The organism is Paenarthrobacter sp. PAE-2, assembly GCF_026013155.1.
Lineage (GTDB): Bacteria > Actinomycetota > Actinomycetes > Actinomycetales > Micrococcaceae > Arthrobacter > Arthrobacter ureafaciens.
Genome location: NZ_JAPDNV010000055.1, coordinates 1 through 17,555, shown reverse-complemented (window position 1 = coordinate 17,555; position 17,555 = coordinate 1). Strand labels below are relative to the sequence as shown.

Below are 17,555 nucleotides of genomic sequence, written 5' to 3'. Positions count from 1 at the left end.
CGGAGGCAAAACCCCCATCAGCCGCGTTCACAACCTCCGTGGGAATTACAGCTAGCGGGTAGAATCAATGCTCGTGGCTCTTACTATTGGCATCGTCGGACTGCCCAACGTCGGCAAATCAACCCTCTTCAACGCACTGACCCGGAACCAGGTTCTTGCAGCGAACTACCCGTTCGCAACCATCGAACCAAACGTCGGCGTCGTGAACCTGCCGGACCCTCGTCTGCAAAAGCTGGCTGAAATCTTCGGTTCCCAGCGGCAGCTGCCGGCAACCGTGTCCTTCGTGGACATCGCGGGCATCGTCAAGGGCGCCTCCGAGGGCGAAGGCCTGGGCAACCAGTTCCTGGCGAACATCCGCGAAGCCGAGGCCATCGCCCAGGTCATCCGGGTGTTCGACGATCCCGACGTTGTCCACGTTGACGGCAAGGTTGATCCGCGCTCCGATATGGAAACCATCAACACCGAACTGATCCTGGCCGATCTGCAGACGATCGAAAAAGCCATCCCGCGCATCGAAAAAGAAATCAAGATCAAGAAGCGCGAGGCTGCCGAGCTCAACGCCATCAAGGCCGCCCAAGCGGTGCTGGAGCGTGGGGACACCATTTTCTCCTCGATCAAGAGCGACAAGCTGGAGCTGGAGTACCTGAAGGAGCTCAGCCTCCTCACAGCCAAACCGTTCATCTACGTTTTCAACGCAGATGAAGGCATCCTGGGCAGCGCGGAGAAGCAGGAAGAACTGCGCGCCATGGTTGCTCCCGCCGACTGCATCTTCCTGGACGCCAAGCTCGAGGCGGACCTCGTTGAACTCGACGAGGAAGAAGCCCGCGAGATGCTGGAAATGAATGGCCAGACCGAGTCCGGCCTTGACCAGCTGGCCCGCGTTGGCTTCCACACTCTTGGCCTGCAGACCTACCTCACCGCAGGGCCCAAGGAAACGCGTGCCTGGACCATCCGCCAAGGTGACACCGCCCCGCAGGCTGCCGGCGTCATCCACACCGATTTCCAGCGCGGCTTCATCAAGGCCGAAGTCGTCTCCTTCGACGACCTCGTCGATGCCGGCTCCATGGCCGAGGCCAAGTCCCGCGGCAAGGTCCGGATCGAAGGCAAGGACTATGTCATGTCCGACGGCGACGTGGTGGAGTTCCGCTTCAACGTCTGACGCTGCGGCGTCGCAGACCCACGGTCACCGATAGAGTCGGATCGATGACTAGTGAACAGTATGCTTCCGATCTGCCTGCGCTAACCTTGTCCGCGCTGGATCCCGACCACTCCGGAGATGGCTTTGTCCAGGTCCGCGGCGCCCGGGAAAACAACCTGCGCAACGTGGACGTTGATGTGCCTCGCGACGCCATCGTGGCGTTTACCGGCGTGTCAGGCTCAGGGAAGTCGTCGTTGGCCTTCGGCACCATCTATGCCGAAGCCCAGCGCCGGTACTTCGAATCTGTCGCGCCGTACGCCCGCCGGCTCATCCAGCAGGGGCACAACCCGAAGGTGGAGCAGATCACGGGCCTGCCGCCCGCCGTCGCGCTTCAACAGCGCCGCGGCACAGCTACCGCCCGGTCCACGGTTGGCACTGTCACTACGCTGTCCAACTCGGTGCGCATGCTTTTCTCGCGCGCCGGCAGCTATCCGGAAGGTTCCGGTCAGCTGGACTCGGATGCCTTCTCCCCGAACACCGCGGCCGGTGCCTGCCCGGAATGCCATGGTTTGGGCGTTGCGCACACCGTCAGTGAAGCCTCCCTTGTCCCTGATCCTTCCCTCAGCATTCGCGAGGGGGCCATCGCCGCCTGGCCCGGGGCATGGCAGGGCAAGAACCTGCGCGATATCCTGACCCACCTCGGCTACGACATCGAGACCCCCTGGCGGAAGCTACCCAAGAAGCACCGCGACTGGATCCTTTTCACGGAAGAACAGCCAGTGGTGGAAGTGACGCCGCAACGCGACCGTGTCGCCAAGCCGTACAAGGGCCGCTTCTGGAGCGCCCGGAGCTATGTGCTGCACACCTTGGCAGACTCCAAAAGCTCGGCCATGCGCGATCGCGTTCTGCGCTTCATGCAGACCGGACCGTGCCCGCGCTGTGGCGGCAGCGGGCTCAGGGCTGAAGCCTTGGCCGTGACCTTTGCCGGAAAGACCATCGCCGAGCTGAACGCGTTGTCCATGACCGAGTTGGCCGAAGTAATCCGGCCCACCACGGAACTGACAGGAGCCGGTACCGCCTCCCGCAAGCAGTCCTCGGGCGAAGGCAATGAGGTGGCCGTCGCCATCACCCGGGACTTGTTGATGCGAATCACCGTGCTGTTGGATTTAGGGCTGGGTTACCTTGCTTTGGGCCGCTCCACTCCCACGCTCTCCCCGGGAGAGATGCAGCGCCTCAGGATTGCCACCCAGCTCCGCTCCGGGTTGTTCGGTGTGATCTACGTGCTTGACGAGCCCTCCGCCGGTCTCCACCCCGCCGACGCCGAACCCTTGCTCGCGGTCCTCGACCGACTCAAGTCATCAGGCAATTCCGTGTTCGTGGTGGAGCACAACATGGATCTGGTAAGCCGCGCGGACTGGTTGGTGGATGTGGGTCCGCGCGCCGGTGAAGGAGGAGGCGAGGTGCTCTACAGCGGCCCGGTAGCCGGCCTCGCCGAGGTCCCCGAATCCGTGACGAGGCCCTTCTTGTTCCCGAATGGTTCCGATGGAACGGTCGACGACGGTTCGGTCGCAGATTTTGCCCGCAGCAGAGGTACCTGCCGGGAAGCGGTTGGTTGGCTGGAACTCCGGGACATCACCCGGCATAACCTGCGCAAGCTCGACGCCGACTTTCCGCTGGGGGTGCTGACCGCGGTGACCGGCGTGTCCGGCTCAGGCAAGTCGACCCTGGTCAGCCAGGTTCTCGCCGGGATGGTGGGTGCTCAATTGCGTCCGGACGCCGATGCTCCTGGGGAACCGGCGCCGGAGGAGCGCGGCACTGAGGCCGGGAACCCCGCCGAAGCGCTGACAGGAAAATGCGTCTCGGGGCTGGGGCAGTTGGACCGGCTTGTAAAGGTGGACCAGAAACCGATCGGCCGTACTCCGCGCTCCAACCTCGCGACGTATACGGGACTCTTCGACGCCGTTCGGAAGGAATTCGCCGCCACGGACGAAGCCCGCGCCCGCGGCTTCGACGCCGGACGGTTTTCCTTCAACGTGGCCGGAGGCCGCTGTGAGACCTGTCAGGGCGAAGGGTTCGTGGCCGTTGAACTGCTGTTCCTGCCCGGAAGCTACGGGCCCTGCCCCGAGTGCCACGGCACGCGCTACAAGCCGGAAACGCTGGAAGTAAGTTACCGCGGCAAAAACATCGCCGAGGTCCTCGCCATGACGGTGGACTCCGCCGCAGAGTTCCTTGCAGACGTGCCTGCCGCCGCGCGCAGCCTCAAGACCCTGCGCGAGGTAGGTTTGGGCTACCTGAGATTGGGCCAGCCCGCCACCGAACTCTCCGGTGGAGAGGCCCAGCGCATCAAGCTCGCTACCGAACTGCAGCGGGCCCAGCGTGGCCACACCCTCTATGTGCTGGATGAGCCCACCACAGGATTGCACCCCTCAGATGTCCAGCTTCTGATGGCGCAGCTGCACCGGCTGGTCGATGCCGGCAACACAGTGATCGTGGTCGAACACGACATGGACGTGGTGGCCGTCGCTGACTGGGTGATCGACCTGGGCCCCGCGGGAGGCGACGCCGGCGGCCGGATCGTCGCCACCGGAACGCCGGTTGAGGTGGCGCGCTCCGCTGAGAGCCGGACGGCGCCTTATCTGGCAGCGGCACTGCGGGGCCAACCCTGAAAAGACATACAAGTGAGGCATGGTATCCGCGTTATCCACTTACGGCAGCGGGGCCCTCAGCAGAGGGACACGATGAGGGTGCAGGGCACCACCACTTCCTGTGTCCTTTCGGACTCCGACGCTGAGTATGCCATCCCCTATCTTCGACGGGCCCGGACTTTCGTGCGGGCCCTCGCTGACGAAGGACGAGGCATGGTGTACCTGATCGGGTAAGGACACCGCCCGGGCAATGGTGGTTGCGGGGATTACCGTGGCGCCGGGTCACCGGAGACACTGGACATATCAAGCGATACTGTGATGGGCGTGGGCAACGTGGTGCGTGAGGTTCGGGAAGCAGCAGGGCTTAGCCAAGCTGAGCTCGCTCTACGTTCCGGTGTAGCTCAACCCAACATAGCTGCATATGAAACGGGTCGACGCAGGGCTTCGGCTTCCATGCTGCAAAGGTTGCGGGCGGCTGCTCAGCCCCTGCCGCATGATGCACTTGCGAATCATCGCCATGAAGTGACCGATTTGGCATCTTGATACGGGCTAAGCAACGTTCGTGTCTTTGGTTCAGCAGCCCGTCGCACCGACCGCCCCGGAAGTGATCTCGATGTCCTCGTCACACGTTCGCCTGGGGTAGGGCTCTTGACCATAGCTGCCTTCGCTGCAGCTGCAAGTGAGTTATTAGGTGTTGAGGTGGACGTTGTCACCGACGGGGGACTGCGCCCAGACCATGAGATTCTGACCATGGCAATCGCTGTATGACTGAACGGGACGTCGTTGCCTCGAAGGAGATCCCGCCGACGTCCCGGGTTTGGCAGCAGAGTCGCTGGTTATCAAAACATCGAGAACGTCGCCGGCTAAGCCCCGCTACTACGAGCGATCACCCATAGGTGTCCTGCTGTAGCAAGCCCCGGTCCGGTTGATTCGTCAGCTGGACCGGGGCTTCTTTATGTCCAAAATCACCCCTGTCCTGCTGTCAGACAGCGAATGTTACCACCGGGTAGTCTTTGACTTGAAATCGTTGGCAAATTAGGCAAGTAGAGGTTGCGGAACGGTTACAGTTTGGTTGGTTTGTTCCAACATCTGGACGCAATGTGGGTAGGCTTACACTCACATGTAGGCAACGTCACAGTAGGAAACTGTGCCCGCGCCTGGGGAGAACCTGGTTTCTCCCTGCCCAACTCCACGACTTATAGGAGGCGGAATGCGTTTCTCGCGCACTTCCAAAGCTCTAGGCATTGCGGCGATCGTCGCTCTCGCCGTAACCGGATGCTCTGGCGGCTCCGGCACCTCGAACAACTCTTCTGCCGGAGACCCAAACAAGGTCATCATTGCTGACGGTTCCGAGCCGCAGCGGCCGCTTATGCCAGCCGACATCAATGAAGTAGGTGGCGGCAAGGTCGCCACACTGATCTTCTCTGGGCTCGTCAGCTACGATCCTTCCGGCAAACCGGTCAATGAGTTAGCGGAGTCCATCGAGGCGCCGGACGCTCAGAACTTCACCATCAAGATCAAGAAGGACCAGAAGTTCACCAACGGTGACCCAATCACGGCAAAGACGTTCGTGGATTCCTGGAACTACGGGGCCGCAGCAAAGAACGCGCAGCTGAGTGCGACTTTCTTCGAGAGCATCAAGGGCTACGACGAAGCCAGTGCTGAAGGCTCCACCGTGGATACTATGTCCGGCCTGAAGGTTGTGGATGACACCACCTTCACCGTTGAGCTGAAGCAGCCTGAATCAGACTGGCCTCTGCGCCTTGGCTACACGGCCTTCATGCCCGTGCCCGCTGCTGCACTTGCTGATCCCAAGACCTATGGTGAGAAGCCTGTAGGCAACGGCCCGTACAAGATGGCTGAAAATGGCTGGCAGCACAACGTCCAGATCCAGCTGGTTCCGAACCCGGACTACAACGGCCCGCGGAAGGCCAAGAACGGCGGCGTAACGTTCAAGATCTTCCAGAACGACGACGCCGCGTACCAGGACCTGCTCGGCAACAACCTGGACATTCTCCAGACAATCCCGACCAGCGCGCTGGCAAACTTCAAGTCCGACCTCGGCGACCGTTTCATCGAAAAGCCTTACGCCGGCAACCAGACCATCGCCATCCCGGAATACCTTCCGGAGTGGAGCGGTGAGGCCGGCAAGCTTCGTCGCCAGGCTATCTCCATGGCAATTAACCGTGAGGAAATCACCCAGGTGATCTTCAGCGGTGGTCGCCAGCCCGCCAAGGACTTCACGGCTCCTGTTCTGGACGGCTACAGCGACAGCATCCCGGGCTCCGACAACCTGAAATTTGACGCCACGAAGGCCAAGGACCTCTGGGCCAAGGCAGACGCCATTCAGAAGTGGGATCCCAACACCGTCTTTACCGTCGCTTACAACGCCGACAAGGGTGGCCACAAGGCTTGGGTTGAAGCCATGACCAACCAGCTGAAGAACAACCTCGGCATCAAGGCGGAAGGTTTGCCTTTCGCGACCTTCAAGGAAGCCCGTGACCTCGCGACGTCAGGCAAGCTGACCGGAGCTATCCGTGCCGGTTGGCAGGCTGACTACCCGTCGCTGTACAACTTCCTCGGCCCGATCTACAAGACCGGCGCCGGTTCGAATGATGCACGCTACAACAATGCTGAATTCGATAAGGCCATCTCCGACGGCCTGTCTGCATCCTCGGTTTCTGAGGGCAATAAGGCCATGAACAAGGCGCAGGAGCTCCTGCTTCAGGATCTTCCCGCTATTCCCCTGTGGTACCAAGTTGCCCAGGGTGGCTGGAGTGACGGCGTAACCAATGTTGACTACGGCTGGGACGGTGTCCCGCTGTACTACAACATCACCGGCAAATAAACGGCTAGGCGGTGGTGGTGTCATGAGCACCGCCACCGCCTTACTGCGCATCAACTAAATGACGCCCAACTCCGGTTGGGCGTCCTTGTGCGGAGACACGTCCTGGGGGAGTGCCGACCGCATTTCAAACGAAAAGGTTCTTCAATGAACAACTCCGCTGTACCCCTGGAACGGGTGCCTGCTGACAAGGATGTGGTCTGCTGATGGCAACGTACATCCTCAAGCGCTTCCTCCAACTGGTCCCGGTTTTCCTGGGAGCTACCCTGTTGGTCTACTTCCTCGTGTTTAGTCTTCCCGGGGACCCCATCGCCGCCCTGTTCGGCGACAAACCCGTGAACGAGGCTGTCGCGGCCCGGTTACGGGCGCAATACAACCTGGATCAGCCGTTTATTGTCCAGTACCTGCTCTACCTCAAGAGCATCGTCACGTTTGATCTTGGTCAGGACTTCTCCGGCCGGCCCATCGCCGCTGTACTCGGTGAGGTCTTCCCGGTCACGGCGCGACTGGCTGTCATGGCCCTTATCTTTGAAGGTGTCTTCGGTATAGCCTTCGGCCTGATCGCTGGCCTCCGGAAAGGCAAGCTCTTTGACGGCACCGTCCTGATCGCCTCCCTTATTGTGATCGGCATCCCCATCTTCGTTCTGGGCTTCCTGCTCCAGTTCTTCATCGGTGTGCAACTGGGATGGGCAAAACCCACGGTCAGCGCCGCTGCCACTATTCCGGACCTCATCCTTCCGGCGGTGGTCCTTGGCCTGGCGTCCTTTGCCTATGTGCTGCGACTGACCAGAACCAGTGTTATTGAGAACATGAACGCCGACTACGTCCGCACGGCCACGGCCAAGGGCCTTTCCCGGTTCCGGGTGGTCAACGTTCACATTCTGCGTAACTCCCTCATTCCTGTCGTGACTTTTCTGGGTGCGGACCTGGGAACGCTGATGGGCGGCGCCATCGTCACAGAAGGAATCTTCAACGTGCCTGGCGTCGGCAATCGTCTTTACCGCGCCGTATTGTCAGGTGAGGGACCGACCGTTGTTTCCATCGTCACCGTACTGGTTTTGATCTACTGCGTATCGAACCTCCTCGTTGACCTCCTGTACGCCTGGCTTGACCCGAGGATCCGCTATGACGCCTGATAACAACCTGACGGGGAAGAGCAGCACTACCCGCCGTCGTATCGAGCACTTCGTTGCCGACGTGGACGAAACACCGCTGCAGGCCACTGACAAGGTGAGGGAGGAGAACGCACCCTCAAGCCTTTGGGGTGAAGCATGGAAGAACTTGCGCAAGCAGCCATTGTTCATCATCTCGGTGATCATGATCTTCGCCGTGGTAGTCGTCTCGATCTTCCCGCACCTTTTCTCCCCGATCGATCCGTCCAGCGAGGCCTGTCAACTGGCCAATTCCAACGGCTCACCGGTTGGCGGGCATCCATTGGGCTTCAACAAGCAGGGTTGCGACGTATACGCCCGCGTCATATTCGGCACGCGGTCGTCCGTTATGGTCGGGCTGTTCACCACCATCGGCGTCGTCCTTCTGGGTGGCATCATCGGTGCGTTGGCCGGCTACTACGGCGGCTGGCTTGACGCCATCCTTGCCCGTGTCACCGACATCTTCTTCGCTCTGCCCCTGATCCTCGGCGCAATCGTTCTGATGCAGCTTCCGATGTTCCGCTCCAATCGGACAGTGTGGACACTGGTGCTGATTCTGATCACGTTCGGCTGGCCACAGATTGCGCGTATTACCCGTGGCGCCGTCATAGAGGTGCGGAATGCCGACTTCGTGGTTGCCGCACGTTCCCTGGGAGTATCGCGGTTCAAATCGTTGGTCCGGCACGTCCTGCCCAACTCGCTGGCGCCAATCATCGTTGTAGCCACCATCTCCTTGGGAACCTTCATCGTCGCCGAGTCCACCTTGTCGTTCCTGGGCATTGGTCTTCCGCCGAGCGTCATGTCATGGGGCAACGATATCCAGGCGGCGCAGGCCTCCCTGCGGTCCAACCCGATGCCGCTGCTGTACCCCGCCATCGCGCTTTCCATAACGGTCCTGAGCTTCATCATGCTGGGTGACGCCCTGCGTGATGCCTTGGATCCCAAAGCGCGGAAACGATGAAAGGCCCTGACATGAACGCAAGTGTTCACATCACGGAAGAGACGCCCGGCGCGGAGCGTCCGCTCCTGGAAGTCAAGAATCTGGCCATCAACTTCGCTACGAGCAATGGCGAAGTAAACGCTGTGAGGAACGCGCATTTTACGGTGATGCCGGGCGAAACGGTCGCCATCGTAGGAGAGTCCGGTTCCGGCAAGTCGACCTCGGCCTTGGCCGCCATAGGACTCCTCCCGGGAAACGGTCGTGTGGCAGGCGGCGAGATCATCTTTGACGGCGAGGACATCGCCCACGCCAATGAACGGCGGATGATCGAACTTCGCGGCAACCAGATCGGCATGGTCCCGCAGGACCCGATGTCCAACCTCAACCCGGTGTGGAAGATCGGTTTTCAGGTGCGTGAAACGCTCAAAGCCAACGGTTTGCCTTCCGGCCCGAAGGATGTTGCGAAAGTCCTTTCCGAGGCCGGGCTTCCTGATGCATCCCGTCGGGCCAACCAATACCCCCACGAATTTTCCGGGGGTATGAGGCAGCGTGCCTTGATAGCCATCGGCCTGTCGTGTCAGCCGCGGCTCCTGATTGCCGACGAACCCACGTCGGCGCTTGACGTCACCGTCCAGCGGCAGATTCTTGACCATCTCGGCAAGATGACCACGGAGCTCGGGACAGCGGTGCTGCTGATCACCCACGACCTCGGTTTGGCGGCTGAGCGCGCCGACAAGGTAGTCGTGATGTACCGGGGCCAGGTGGTTGAATCAGGTCCATCGCTCGAACTGTTGCGCAATCCCCGGCACCCTTATACCCAGCGGCTTGTGTCTTCCGCGCCTTCCCTCGCCTCAAGGCGTATTCAGGTGGCCAAGGAACAGGGCATCGAGTCCGAAGAAGTGCTGGCCCCCACAGAACCGGTTGTAGCTCAGCCCGAGCTCACGGAGAACGTGCTGCAGGTAGAGAACCTCACTAAGGTATTCAAACTGCGCGGGGGCGTGGGTAAGACCACGGACTTCACGGCAGTGGATTCGGTGTCCTTTGCCGTGAAGCGTGGAACGACCACCGCCATCGTTGGCGAATCCGGCTCCGGAAAGTCCACCGTCGCGCAAATGGTCCTGAATCTGCTGGAACCAACGTCGGGAAAGATCATTTTCGACGGCGTGGATACCTCCACGCTTAACAGCAAGGACCTCTTCAAGTTCCGGCGGCGCGTGCAGCCAATCTTCCAGGACCCCTACGGTTCGCTGGATCCGATGTACAACATCTTCCGGACCATCGAAGAACCGCTTCGGACCCACAAGATTGGGAACAAGGCAAGCCGTGAGAAGAAGGTCAGGGAGCTGCTGGACCAGGTCGCCTTGCCGCAGACCACCATGCAGCGTTACCCGAACGAGCTCTCCGGCGGTCAGCGCCAGCGTATTGCCATCGCGCGTGCCCTCGCCTTGGATCCCGAGGTCATCATCTGTGACGAGGCTGTTTCCGCACTGGACGTCCTGGTCCAGGCGCAGGTGCTCAATCTCCTCGCCGAACTTCAGGACAACCTCGGCCTGACGTACCTGTTCATCACGCATGACCTCGCGGTGGTCCGCCAGATCGCCGATCACGTCTGCGTCATGGAGAAGGGCAAGCTGGTAGAGACGGGAAGCACCGACGACGTCTTCGACAACCCGCAGCAGGCCTACACGCAGGCACTGCTGGATGCGATCCCGGGCGGCTCGCTGCTGCTGCCCCCGGCGGTGGCATAACCGGCGTCGTACTTCCGGTCAGTAGAGCAACGGCAAAGCCGGTGGTCCCCGAAAGGGAACCACCGGCTTTGCCGTTTAAGGGACTAATTACGACGCCGGTTGCGGCGCGGTATCGCTGTCCGGCCGCGGAGCCAGCCCGAGGGCAGCAAGCTGGCCTGCCAAGACCTTGCCCAGCTTCTCGTGGCCGGACGGTTTCATGTGGACGTTGTCTTGCAGGTCCTTCGCCGCGTCGAAGCGCGTGAGCCAGTCGCCGGCGCTGACGAACGGAATGTTGTTCTTGGCAGCAACCCTGCCGAGGAGGGCATCCACTTCCGTCCGCCGTCCGCCGCCGTTGGCAGCCCCCTTGGCCAGGGTGCCGATCATGGCCATCCTCGAGCCGGGGTACCGCTTCTTCAGCACCGCCAGGAGCCGTTCGGCGTTGGAAGCGATCTGCGCGTCCGTAGCCTTCTGGGCGGCGTCATTGCCGCCGCCTTGGATGACGATCAGCGGCGGGCTCCCGTAGGGGAGCACCCAGTCACCACGCTGGAGGGCGTCAATGTAGTTACCGGTCTTGTCGTTGGCGGCCACGAAGCCGGTGCCGCCCATCCCTGCCACGTACAGCTTGTAGCCGAGGGCAGCGATGCCGCGTTGTGGCCACGAGTCCTTGGGCTGGGACTGGGAGTCGCCAATGAGGACAGCCGTGTGGCGGACGTCGGCCAGGACGATTTCGTTCCGGTTGTTCGCTGGGTTCCTGTAGAGGGAGCCTGCGGGCAGGTTCGGAGCGGGGGATTCCGGAGTTACGTTCCGGGGTTTTTCCGCGGCGGCCGTCGCTGCCGCTGCGGGCGCGGCTGAGCGTGAGGTGGCGGCAGGGGATGGCTGGTTTGTTCCGCAGCCGGCCGCCAGAACGCCTACGGCGATCAACGGTGCGAGCATGCGGAACACGGCCGAAGCTTTTCGCATCGATTTTCTCCGAAGGGCACTGGTTCCTGCAGACATCATGGGGCACGGCGCGAAGAAAATCCAGCATCTTGATTGAACATTTAGCAAACGCTGCGGCGGCGTGAGCAGGGGCACATCCGGGCCCCTGAAGTATTGCTTTTTAGGCCCTCTCATGCGTGTGCGTTTAGAATAGCCATAGGTGCCCTGTGTCCCGGGGTCTTTTCGTTGTGTATTCCGGTCAGGAAGATCAGGTTTGCGCGCGGATTACAACAGCTGACTTCACCACTGAAACGAGTCATAAACGCATGTCTGAAACTACCGTTAATACTGCGTCGCGGAGCGATCTGCGCAACGTCGCGATCGTTGCACACGTTGACCACGGCAAGACCACCCTGGTCGATGCCATGCTCAAGCAGACCAACTCCTTCGCCTCCCACGGCGAGGTTGAGGACCGCGTCATGGATTCCGGTGACCTGGAGCGCGAAAAGGGCATCACCATCCTCGCCAAGAACACCACAGTTGCCTACAACGGCCCGTCCTCCAATGGCGAGACCATCACCATCAACGTCATCGACACCCCCGGCCACGCCGACTTCGGTGGCGAAGTTGAGCGCGGGCTCTCGATGGTTGACGGCGTCGTGCTGCTGGTCGACTCTTCCGAAGGTCCCCTTCCGCAGACCCGCTTCGTCCTCCGCAAGGCACTGGCTGCCCACCTGCCGGTGATCCTCCTGGTCAACAAGACCGACCGCCCCGACGCCCGTATCGATGAGGTTGTGCACGAGTCCATGGACCTCCTCCTGGGCCTGGCCTCCGATCTCGCCGACGAAGTTCCGGACCTGGACCTGGACAAGGTCCTGGAAGTTCCGGTCGTCTACGCAGCAGCCAAGGTTGGCCGCGCGTCGCTCGAGCAGCCTGCCAACGGCTCGGCTCCGGAGAACGAGGACCTTGAACCCCTGTTCAAGACGATCATTGAGCACATTCCGGCCCCGACGTACAACCCGGAAGGCGTGCTGCAGGCACACGTGACCAACCTGGACGCCTCCCCGTTCCTCGGTCGCCTCGCCCTGCTCCGCATCTACAACGGAACCCTCCGCAAGGGCCAGCAGGTTGCCTGGGCCCGCCAGAACGGCGAGCTGAAGACCGTCAAGATCACCGAACTCCTGGCCACGAAGGCACTGGAGCGCGTACCGGCTGAATCCGCAGGACCCGGCGAGATCGTTGCCGTCGCGGGCATCGAAGACATCACCATCGGTGAGACGCTCACCGACCTGGAAAACCCGCAGCCGCTGCCCCTGATCAAGGTGGACGATCCCGCGATCTCCATGACGATCGGTATCAATACCTCGCCGCTGGCCGGCAAGGTCAAGGGTGCCAAGGTCACCGCGCGCCAGGTGAAGGACCGCCTGGACAAGGAACTGATCGGTAACGTCTCCATCAAGGTGCTCCCCACCGAGCGTCCCGACGCCTGGGAAGTCCAGGGCCGTGGCGAGCTCGCGCTGGCCATCCTCGTTGAGCAAATGCGTCGTGAAGGCTTCGAACTTACCGTCGGCAAGCCGCAAGTAGTGACCAAGACCATCGACGGCAAGCTGCACGAGCCGATGGAACACATGACCATCGACGTGCCGGAAGAGTACTTGGGTGCCGTAACGCAGCTCATGGCTGCCCGCAAGGGTCGCATGACCAACATGGCCAACCACGGCACCGGCTGGTGCCGCATGGAATTCATCGTTCCCGCCCGTGGCCTTATCGGCTTCCGTACCCGGTTCCTCACGGACACCCGTGGTGCCGGTATCGCGGCTTCCATTTCCGAGGGCTACGAGCCGTGGGCCGGCCCGATCGAATACCGTACCAACGGTTCGATGATCGCCGACCGCGCCGGTGTTGTGACTCCGTTCGCCATGATCAACCTCCAGGAGCGCGGTTCCTTCTTCGTGAAGCCCACCTCCGAGGTGTACGAAGGCATGATCGTCGGCGAGAACTCCCGCGCCGACGACATGGATGTGAACATCACCAAGGAAAAGAAGCTCACCAACATGCGTGCGGCTTCGTCGGATTCCTTCGAGAACCTGACCCCGCCGCGTGAGCTCACCCTGGAAGAGTCGCTCGAGTTTGCCCGCGAGGACGAGTGCGTTGAGGTCACCCCGGAGGACATCCGCATCCGCAAGGTGATCCTGGACTCGAACGAGCGCGCGAAGGCCAACCGCGCCCGCGCCCGCGCATAGTCGCCGCAGGGAACCGAATCTCTGCATGAAGAGGGGAGCCGCCAGTACAGCCCGCAGCATTGCTGCAGCCGTACTGGCGGCTCTTTTCGTGTCCCTTGCGGGCACGGCCCTGCACCGGCAGACCGTATCCGTGGCCGGCGTCGAACTTCCCTGGGGCATTTGTGCCGCGCTGCTGTTGCTGGCCTCCGTGCAGCTGGGGCTGGCGGCATGGCGCCGTTCGGTTGTCCCGACGGCGGTCGCCGGCATTGTGACCTACGCTGCGGTGGGGGTGCTGTCCTCGGGCGGTCCCGCCAAGCAATTGGTCCTGGCGGACGTCGCGGGAAACGTCTGGGTCTACGGCATCGCCGGCGTGACGTTCATCATGCTCTTGGTCGCCAGCCGTCTTCGCGCCCGGTGGAATGCCGCCGTCGACGTTGCGTCAACGGCAAGAGAAGACTGAACCTCTCAGCGCGCGGTCGGCTTACGCCGCGGTGGAGGGGGCGGTACCTGCTTGGCTGCGATCACCAATTCCAAGGGGATTTCGACGTCGGACGTCCGCGTCCGCACGGTGCAGCTGGTTTCGCCGGCCTCCAGCAAGTAGCCCAGTGCATCCGTGAGGCCGTCGGCAATCCTGTAGCGCACCACTACCCGGGTACCGGGTTCGGCTGTCTGGAGGAATTGAACGGGCGGCAGCGTTTGGGTCACCGATTCATACTATGACGCGGGCTAGGTTGGCGTCGTGGCACTGATGGATAATAGGTTGGAAGTTCAGTGCCCGGCATATTGTCGGGAGTATTACCCGGCCTGTTGCCGGGACAAACCGTTGAGAGGTCTGGGACGTGACGTACGTAATCGCGCAGCCGTGTGTGGATGTCAAGGACAAGGCATGCATCGAAGAGTGCCCTGTTGATTGCATTTACGAAGGTGAGCGTTCCCTCTACATTCACCCCGACGAATGCGTCGACTGTGGTGCCTGCGAGCCCGTGTGCCCGGTGGAAGCCATCTACTACGAGGATGACACCCCGGAAGAGTGGGCCGACTACTATAAGGCCAACGTCGAATTCTTTGACGACCTTGGCTCGCCGGGCGGTGCTGCGAAAATCGGGAACACCGGCAAGGACCACCCGTTCATTGCCGCCCTGCCGCCGCAGAACCAAGACCACTAGAGGTGGCTGCGCCCTTGATTTCCGCGGCGCCCGCGTTCGGCCTTAACCTCCCCGATTACCCGTGGGAGGCCATGGCGCCGTATGTTGCGACCGCTTCGAAGCACCCTGGCGGGATAGTCAACCTCTCCATCGGAACTCCCGTGGATCCCACGCCGGGCCTCATCCGTGAGGCCTTGGCGTCGGCATCGGATGCCCACGGTTATCCCACTGTCCACGGCACTGCACCGCTGCGCCAGGCAGTGGCGGATTGGTTTGCCAGCCGTCGTGGCGTCCCCGGCCTGGACCCCCGCGACGTGATGCCGACTGTGGGTTCCAAGGAACTGGTCGCCTGGCTTCCCTTCCTCCTGGGTCTGGGAAGCGGCGATGTGGTGGTGCGCCCCACGGTGGCTTACCCGACCTACGACATCGGTGCCACGCTTGCCGGAGCCACGGCCGTTGCCGCGGATGACCTGGACGAACTTGATGCAGCCACCCGCGCCAAGGTGCGGTTGGTCTGGATCAACTCGCCGGGCAACCCGACGGGCAGCGTCAGGGACGTCGAGTCCATGCGGCGCATCGTCGCCCAGGCGCGGGAAATCGGTGCTGTGGTGGCATCGGACGAATGCTATGCGGAACTGGGCTGGGGTGCATGGGACGCCCAGCGCGGGGGAGAACCTGTACCCAGTGTGTTGGACCCGCGCGTGACGGGTGGTTCCACTGACGGGCTGCTGAGTGTGTACTCCCTGAGCAAGCAATCCAATCTGGCCGGCTACCGGGCCGCGTTCGTGGCCGGTGACGCCGCCATCATGGCGAACCTGGTTAACAGCCGTAAACATGCCGGCATGATTGTGCCCTACCCGGTGCAGGAAGCCATGCGTGTGGCATTGGGCGACGCCGACCATGTCCTTGCGCAGAAGGACCTCTACAGGAGCCGCCGCGAGAGGCTGGTTCCGGCGCTGGAGAAGTTCGGACTGACCATTCACGACTCCAACGCGGGACTCTACTTGTGGTCGACGGCCGGAGAAGCCACGTGGGATACCGTGGCACGTTTCGCCCGGCTGGGCATCGTGGTGGGGCCCGGCGTGTTCTATGGCGAGGCAGGCAACGGCTTCGTCCGCGTGGCATTAACGGGTACGGACGAACGAATTGATGCGGCTGTGGAGAGGTTGAACTCGGACGCATAACGAAGCTGTGACTTGCGGCACAATTCGCGTGTTTCCGCCAGTAATCGTTGGGCTTGGATTAGTTCCCGACGGTTACTGGCGGTAGCTTTTTAATTGACTATCAATGGTGGCCTTCAATAAGAAAGCACTCCGGCCGTTGGAGTCCTGCAACAGCAGGACAGAATACGGCGTCACCAGAAGTTGATTGGACAAGCGTTCTATAGAGGCCCAGAGGCCTCGTGAAGGGGACTCCATGACTGAGACCACCAGCGCGACACTGCGCCATGCCGGCGGCGAACTTGAACTGCCGCGCATCAAGGTTGTAGAAGGAAACGAAGGTTACGACGTTTCCAAGCTGCTGAAGCAGACGGGCGCCGTTGCCTATGACCCCGGCTTCATGAACACCGCAGCTACCACATCGGCCATCACGTACATTGACGGTGACGCAGGCATCCTGCGCTACCGCGGGTACCCCATCGAGCAGCTCGCACAGCACTCGAACTTCCTGGAAGTTTCCTACCTGCTGATCTACGGCAACCTGCCGACCCCCACCGAACTGGAAGAGTTCGATCAGCGCATCCGTCGCCACACCCTGCTGCACGAAGAGCTGAAGGGCTTCTTCGGCGGCTTCCCGCGCGACGCCCACCCGATGCCGGTGCTGTCCTCGGCTGTTTCCGCGCTGTCCACCTTCTACCAGGACTCGCTGGATCCGTTCAACGCCGAACACGTGGAAGTTTCCACCATCCGGCTCATGGCCAAGCTTCCGGTGATCGCTGCCTACGCCCACAAGAAGTCCATCGGCCAGCCCATGCTGTACCCGGACAACTCCATGAACCTCGTGGAGAACTTCCTGCGCCTGAGCTTCGGCCTCCCGGCTGAGCAGTACGAGCTCGACCCCGTTGTGGTCAAGGCTTTGGATCTCCTGCTCATCCTGCACGCCGACCACGAGCAGAACTGCTCCACGTCCACGGTGCGTCTGGTGGGTTCGTCCAACGCAAACCTCTTCGCCTCCGTTTCGGCAGGCATTAACGCACTCTTCGGCCCTGCCCACGGCGGTGCCAACGAGGCCGTGCTGAAGATGCTCCGCCAGATCCAGGCCGAGGGCATCAAGCCTGAGGACTACATGGAGAAGGTCAAGAACAAGGAAGACGGCGTCCGCCTCATGGGCTTCGGGCACCGTGTCTACAAGAACTACGACCCCCGCGCGAAGATCATCAAGGCCACGGCCCACGAGGTCCTCAGCAAGCTCGGCGGCAATGACGAACTGCTGGACATCGCCATGCGCCTGGAAGAAAAGGCCCTCGCGGACGACTACTTCATCCAGCGCAAGCTGTACCCGAACGTCGACTTCTACACCGGCCTCATCTACAAGGCCATGGGCTTCCCGGAGAAGATGTTCACCGTTCTCTTCGCCATCGGACGCCTCCCGGGCTGGATTGCCCAGTGGCGTGAGATGATCAACGATCCCCAGACCAAGATCGGCCGTCCGCGGCAGCTCTACACGGGGGAGCCGGAGCGGAACTACCCGGCCAACTGATACTGCATCAGAGCCAATAACGACGGCGGCCGCCCACCTCGCGGGTGGTGGGCGGCCGCCGTCGTTGGTCACCGAAGTGGTGCCCGCCGAGGCTTGGGCCGCGGCAGGCTCGGTGGCGTTGTAT

The 17,555-nt window shown here is 61.8% G+C and carries 14 protein-coding genes and 1 pseudogene; 13 read left to right on the top strand and 2 right to left on the bottom strand.

Annotation, left to right across the window (positions count from 1 at the left end):
* Positions 1-73 precede the first annotated feature (73 nt).
* From ychF to OCL88_RS19630, 8 genes and pseudogenes are all read left to right on the top strand, one after another.
* Positions 74-1,159, top strand: coding sequence for a redox-regulated ATPase YchF (gene ychF, locus OCL88_RS19665; protein ID WP_062099270.1), 1,086 nt, complete (start codon positions 74-76; stop codon positions 1,157-1,159).
* 44 nt (positions 1,160-1,203) lie between these two features.
* Positions 1,204-3,804, top strand: a complete 2,601-nt coding sequence (uvrA, locus tag OCL88_RS19660) for an excinuclease ABC subunit UvrA (RefSeq protein ID WP_264963646.1) — start codon at positions 1,204-1,206, stop codon at positions 3,802-3,804.
* A 297-nt stretch (positions 3,805-4,101) separates the two neighbouring features.
* Positions 4,102-4,326, top strand: coding sequence for a helix-turn-helix domain-containing protein (locus tag OCL88_RS19655; protein WP_264963645.1), 225 nt, complete (start codon positions 4,102-4,104; stop codon positions 4,324-4,326).
* 24 nt (positions 4,327-4,350) lie between these two features.
* Positions 4,351-4,551, top strand: a pseudogene (locus OCL88_RS19650) (nucleotidyltransferase family protein); the annotation flags it as partial.
* Positions 4,552-4,993: 442 nt separating this feature from the next.
* On the top strand, positions 4,994-6,631 hold the full coding sequence (locus OCL88_RS19645) for a peptide ABC transporter substrate-binding protein (protein ID WP_217375942.1): 1,638 nt from the start codon (positions 4,994-4,996) through the stop codon (positions 6,629-6,631).
* Positions 6,632-6,834: 203 nt separating this feature from the next.
* On the top strand, positions 6,835-7,764 hold the full coding sequence (locus OCL88_RS19640; protein ID WP_193593192.1) for an ABC transporter permease: 930 nt from the start codon (positions 6,835-6,837) through the stop codon (positions 7,762-7,764).
* Positions 7,754-8,740 (top strand): ABC transporter permease, encoded by a 987-nt coding sequence (locus OCL88_RS19635; RefSeq protein ID WP_264963644.1) that lies wholly within the window; start codon positions 7,754-7,756, stop codon positions 8,738-8,740. Before OCL88_RS19640 ends, OCL88_RS19635 begins: the two co-directional genes overlap by 11 nt.
* A gap of 11 nt (positions 8,741-8,751) precedes the next feature.
* Entirely contained in the window at positions 8,752-10,467 is a 1,716-nt protein-coding gene (locus OCL88_RS19630) for a dipeptide ABC transporter ATP-binding protein (protein WP_227471556.1), read from the top strand.
* 87 nt (positions 10,468-10,554) lie between these two features.
* Here the strand turns inward: OCL88_RS19630 and OCL88_RS19625 are convergent, their stop codons facing one another.
* Positions 10,555-11,406, bottom strand: coding sequence for an SGNH/GDSL hydrolase family protein (locus tag OCL88_RS19625; RefSeq protein ID WP_264963643.1), 852 nt, complete (start codon positions 11,404-11,406; stop codon positions 10,555-10,557).
* 284 nt (positions 11,407-11,690) lie between these two features.
* On the opposite strand from OCL88_RS19625, the gene typA reads away from it, so the two are divergent.
* A complete protein-coding gene (typA, locus tag OCL88_RS19620; protein ID WP_021471763.1) occupies positions 11,691-13,607 on the top strand; it encodes a translational GTPase TypA in 1,917 nt (638 codons plus the stop codon).
* A 25-nt stretch (positions 13,608-13,632) separates the two neighbouring features.
* The gene (locus OCL88_RS19615) at positions 13,633-14,046 is read left to right on the top strand and encodes a hypothetical protein (RefSeq protein WP_264963642.1); all 414 of its coding nucleotides are present in this window, start codon (positions 13,633-13,635) and stop codon (positions 14,044-14,046) included.
* A 5-nt stretch (positions 14,047-14,051) separates the two neighbouring features.
* On the opposite strand, the gene OCL88_RS19610 is transcribed toward OCL88_RS19615, so the two are convergent.
* Positions 14,052-14,291, bottom strand: a complete 240-nt coding sequence (locus tag OCL88_RS19610; RefSeq protein ID WP_264963640.1) for a hypothetical protein — start codon at positions 14,289-14,291, stop codon at positions 14,052-14,054.
* Positions 14,292-14,425: 134 nt separating this feature from the next.
* Between OCL88_RS19610 and fdxA the strand changes: the two genes are divergently transcribed.
* From fdxA to OCL88_RS19595, 3 genes are all read left to right on the top strand, one after another.
* A complete protein-coding gene (gene fdxA, locus OCL88_RS19605; RefSeq protein WP_018776555.1) occupies positions 14,426-14,752 on the top strand; it encodes a ferredoxin in 327 nt (108 codons plus the stop codon).
* 14 nt (positions 14,753-14,766) lie between these two features.
* Positions 14,767-15,915, top strand: a complete 1,149-nt coding sequence (gene dapC, locus OCL88_RS19600) for a succinyldiaminopimelate transaminase (protein ID WP_264963647.1) — start codon at positions 14,767-14,769, stop codon at positions 15,913-15,915.
* Between the two features lie 232 nt (positions 15,916-16,147).
* Positions 16,148-17,431, top strand: coding sequence for a citrate synthase (locus OCL88_RS19595; RefSeq protein WP_021471767.1), 1,284 nt, complete (start codon positions 16,148-16,150; stop codon positions 17,429-17,431).
* Positions 17,432-17,555 lie beyond the last annotated feature (124 nt).

Excerpts from the sequence above, each read along its gene's own strand:
- uvrA (WP_264963646.1), top strand. The coding sequence starts at position 1,204 with ATGACTAGTGAACAGTATGCTTCCGATCTGCCTGCGCTAACCTTGTCC.
- OCL88_RS19655 (WP_264963645.1), top strand. The coding sequence starts at position 4,102 with ATGGGCGTGGGCAACGTGGTGCGTGAGGTTCGGGAAGCAGCAGGGCTT.
- OCL88_RS19645 (WP_217375942.1), top strand. The coding sequence starts at position 4,994 with ATGCGTTTCTCGCGCACTTCCAAAGCTCTAGGCATTGCGGCGATCGTC.
- OCL88_RS19640 (WP_193593192.1), top strand. The coding sequence starts at position 6,835 with ATGGCAACGTACATCCTCAAGCGCTTCCTCCAACTGGTCCCGGTTTTC.
- OCL88_RS19635 (WP_264963644.1), top strand. The coding sequence starts at position 7,754 with ATGACGCCTGATAACAACCTGACGGGGAAGAGCAGCACTACCCGCCGT.
- OCL88_RS19630 (WP_227471556.1), top strand. The coding sequence starts at position 8,752 with ATGAACGCAAGTGTTCACATCACGGAAGAGACGCCCGGCGCGGAGCGT.
- OCL88_RS19625 (WP_264963643.1), bottom strand. The coding sequence starts at position 11,406 with ATGCGAAAAGCTTCGGCCGTGTTCCGCATGCTCGCACCGTTGATCGCC.
- typA (WP_021471763.1), top strand. The coding sequence starts at position 11,691 with ATGTCTGAAACTACCGTTAATACTGCGTCGCGGAGCGATCTGCGCAAC.
- OCL88_RS19615 (WP_264963642.1), top strand. The coding sequence starts at position 13,633 with ATGAAGAGGGGAGCCGCCAGTACAGCCCGCAGCATTGCTGCAGCCGTA.
- OCL88_RS19595 (WP_021471767.1), top strand. The coding sequence starts at position 16,148 with ATGACTGAGACCACCAGCGCGACACTGCGCCATGCCGGCGGCGAACTT.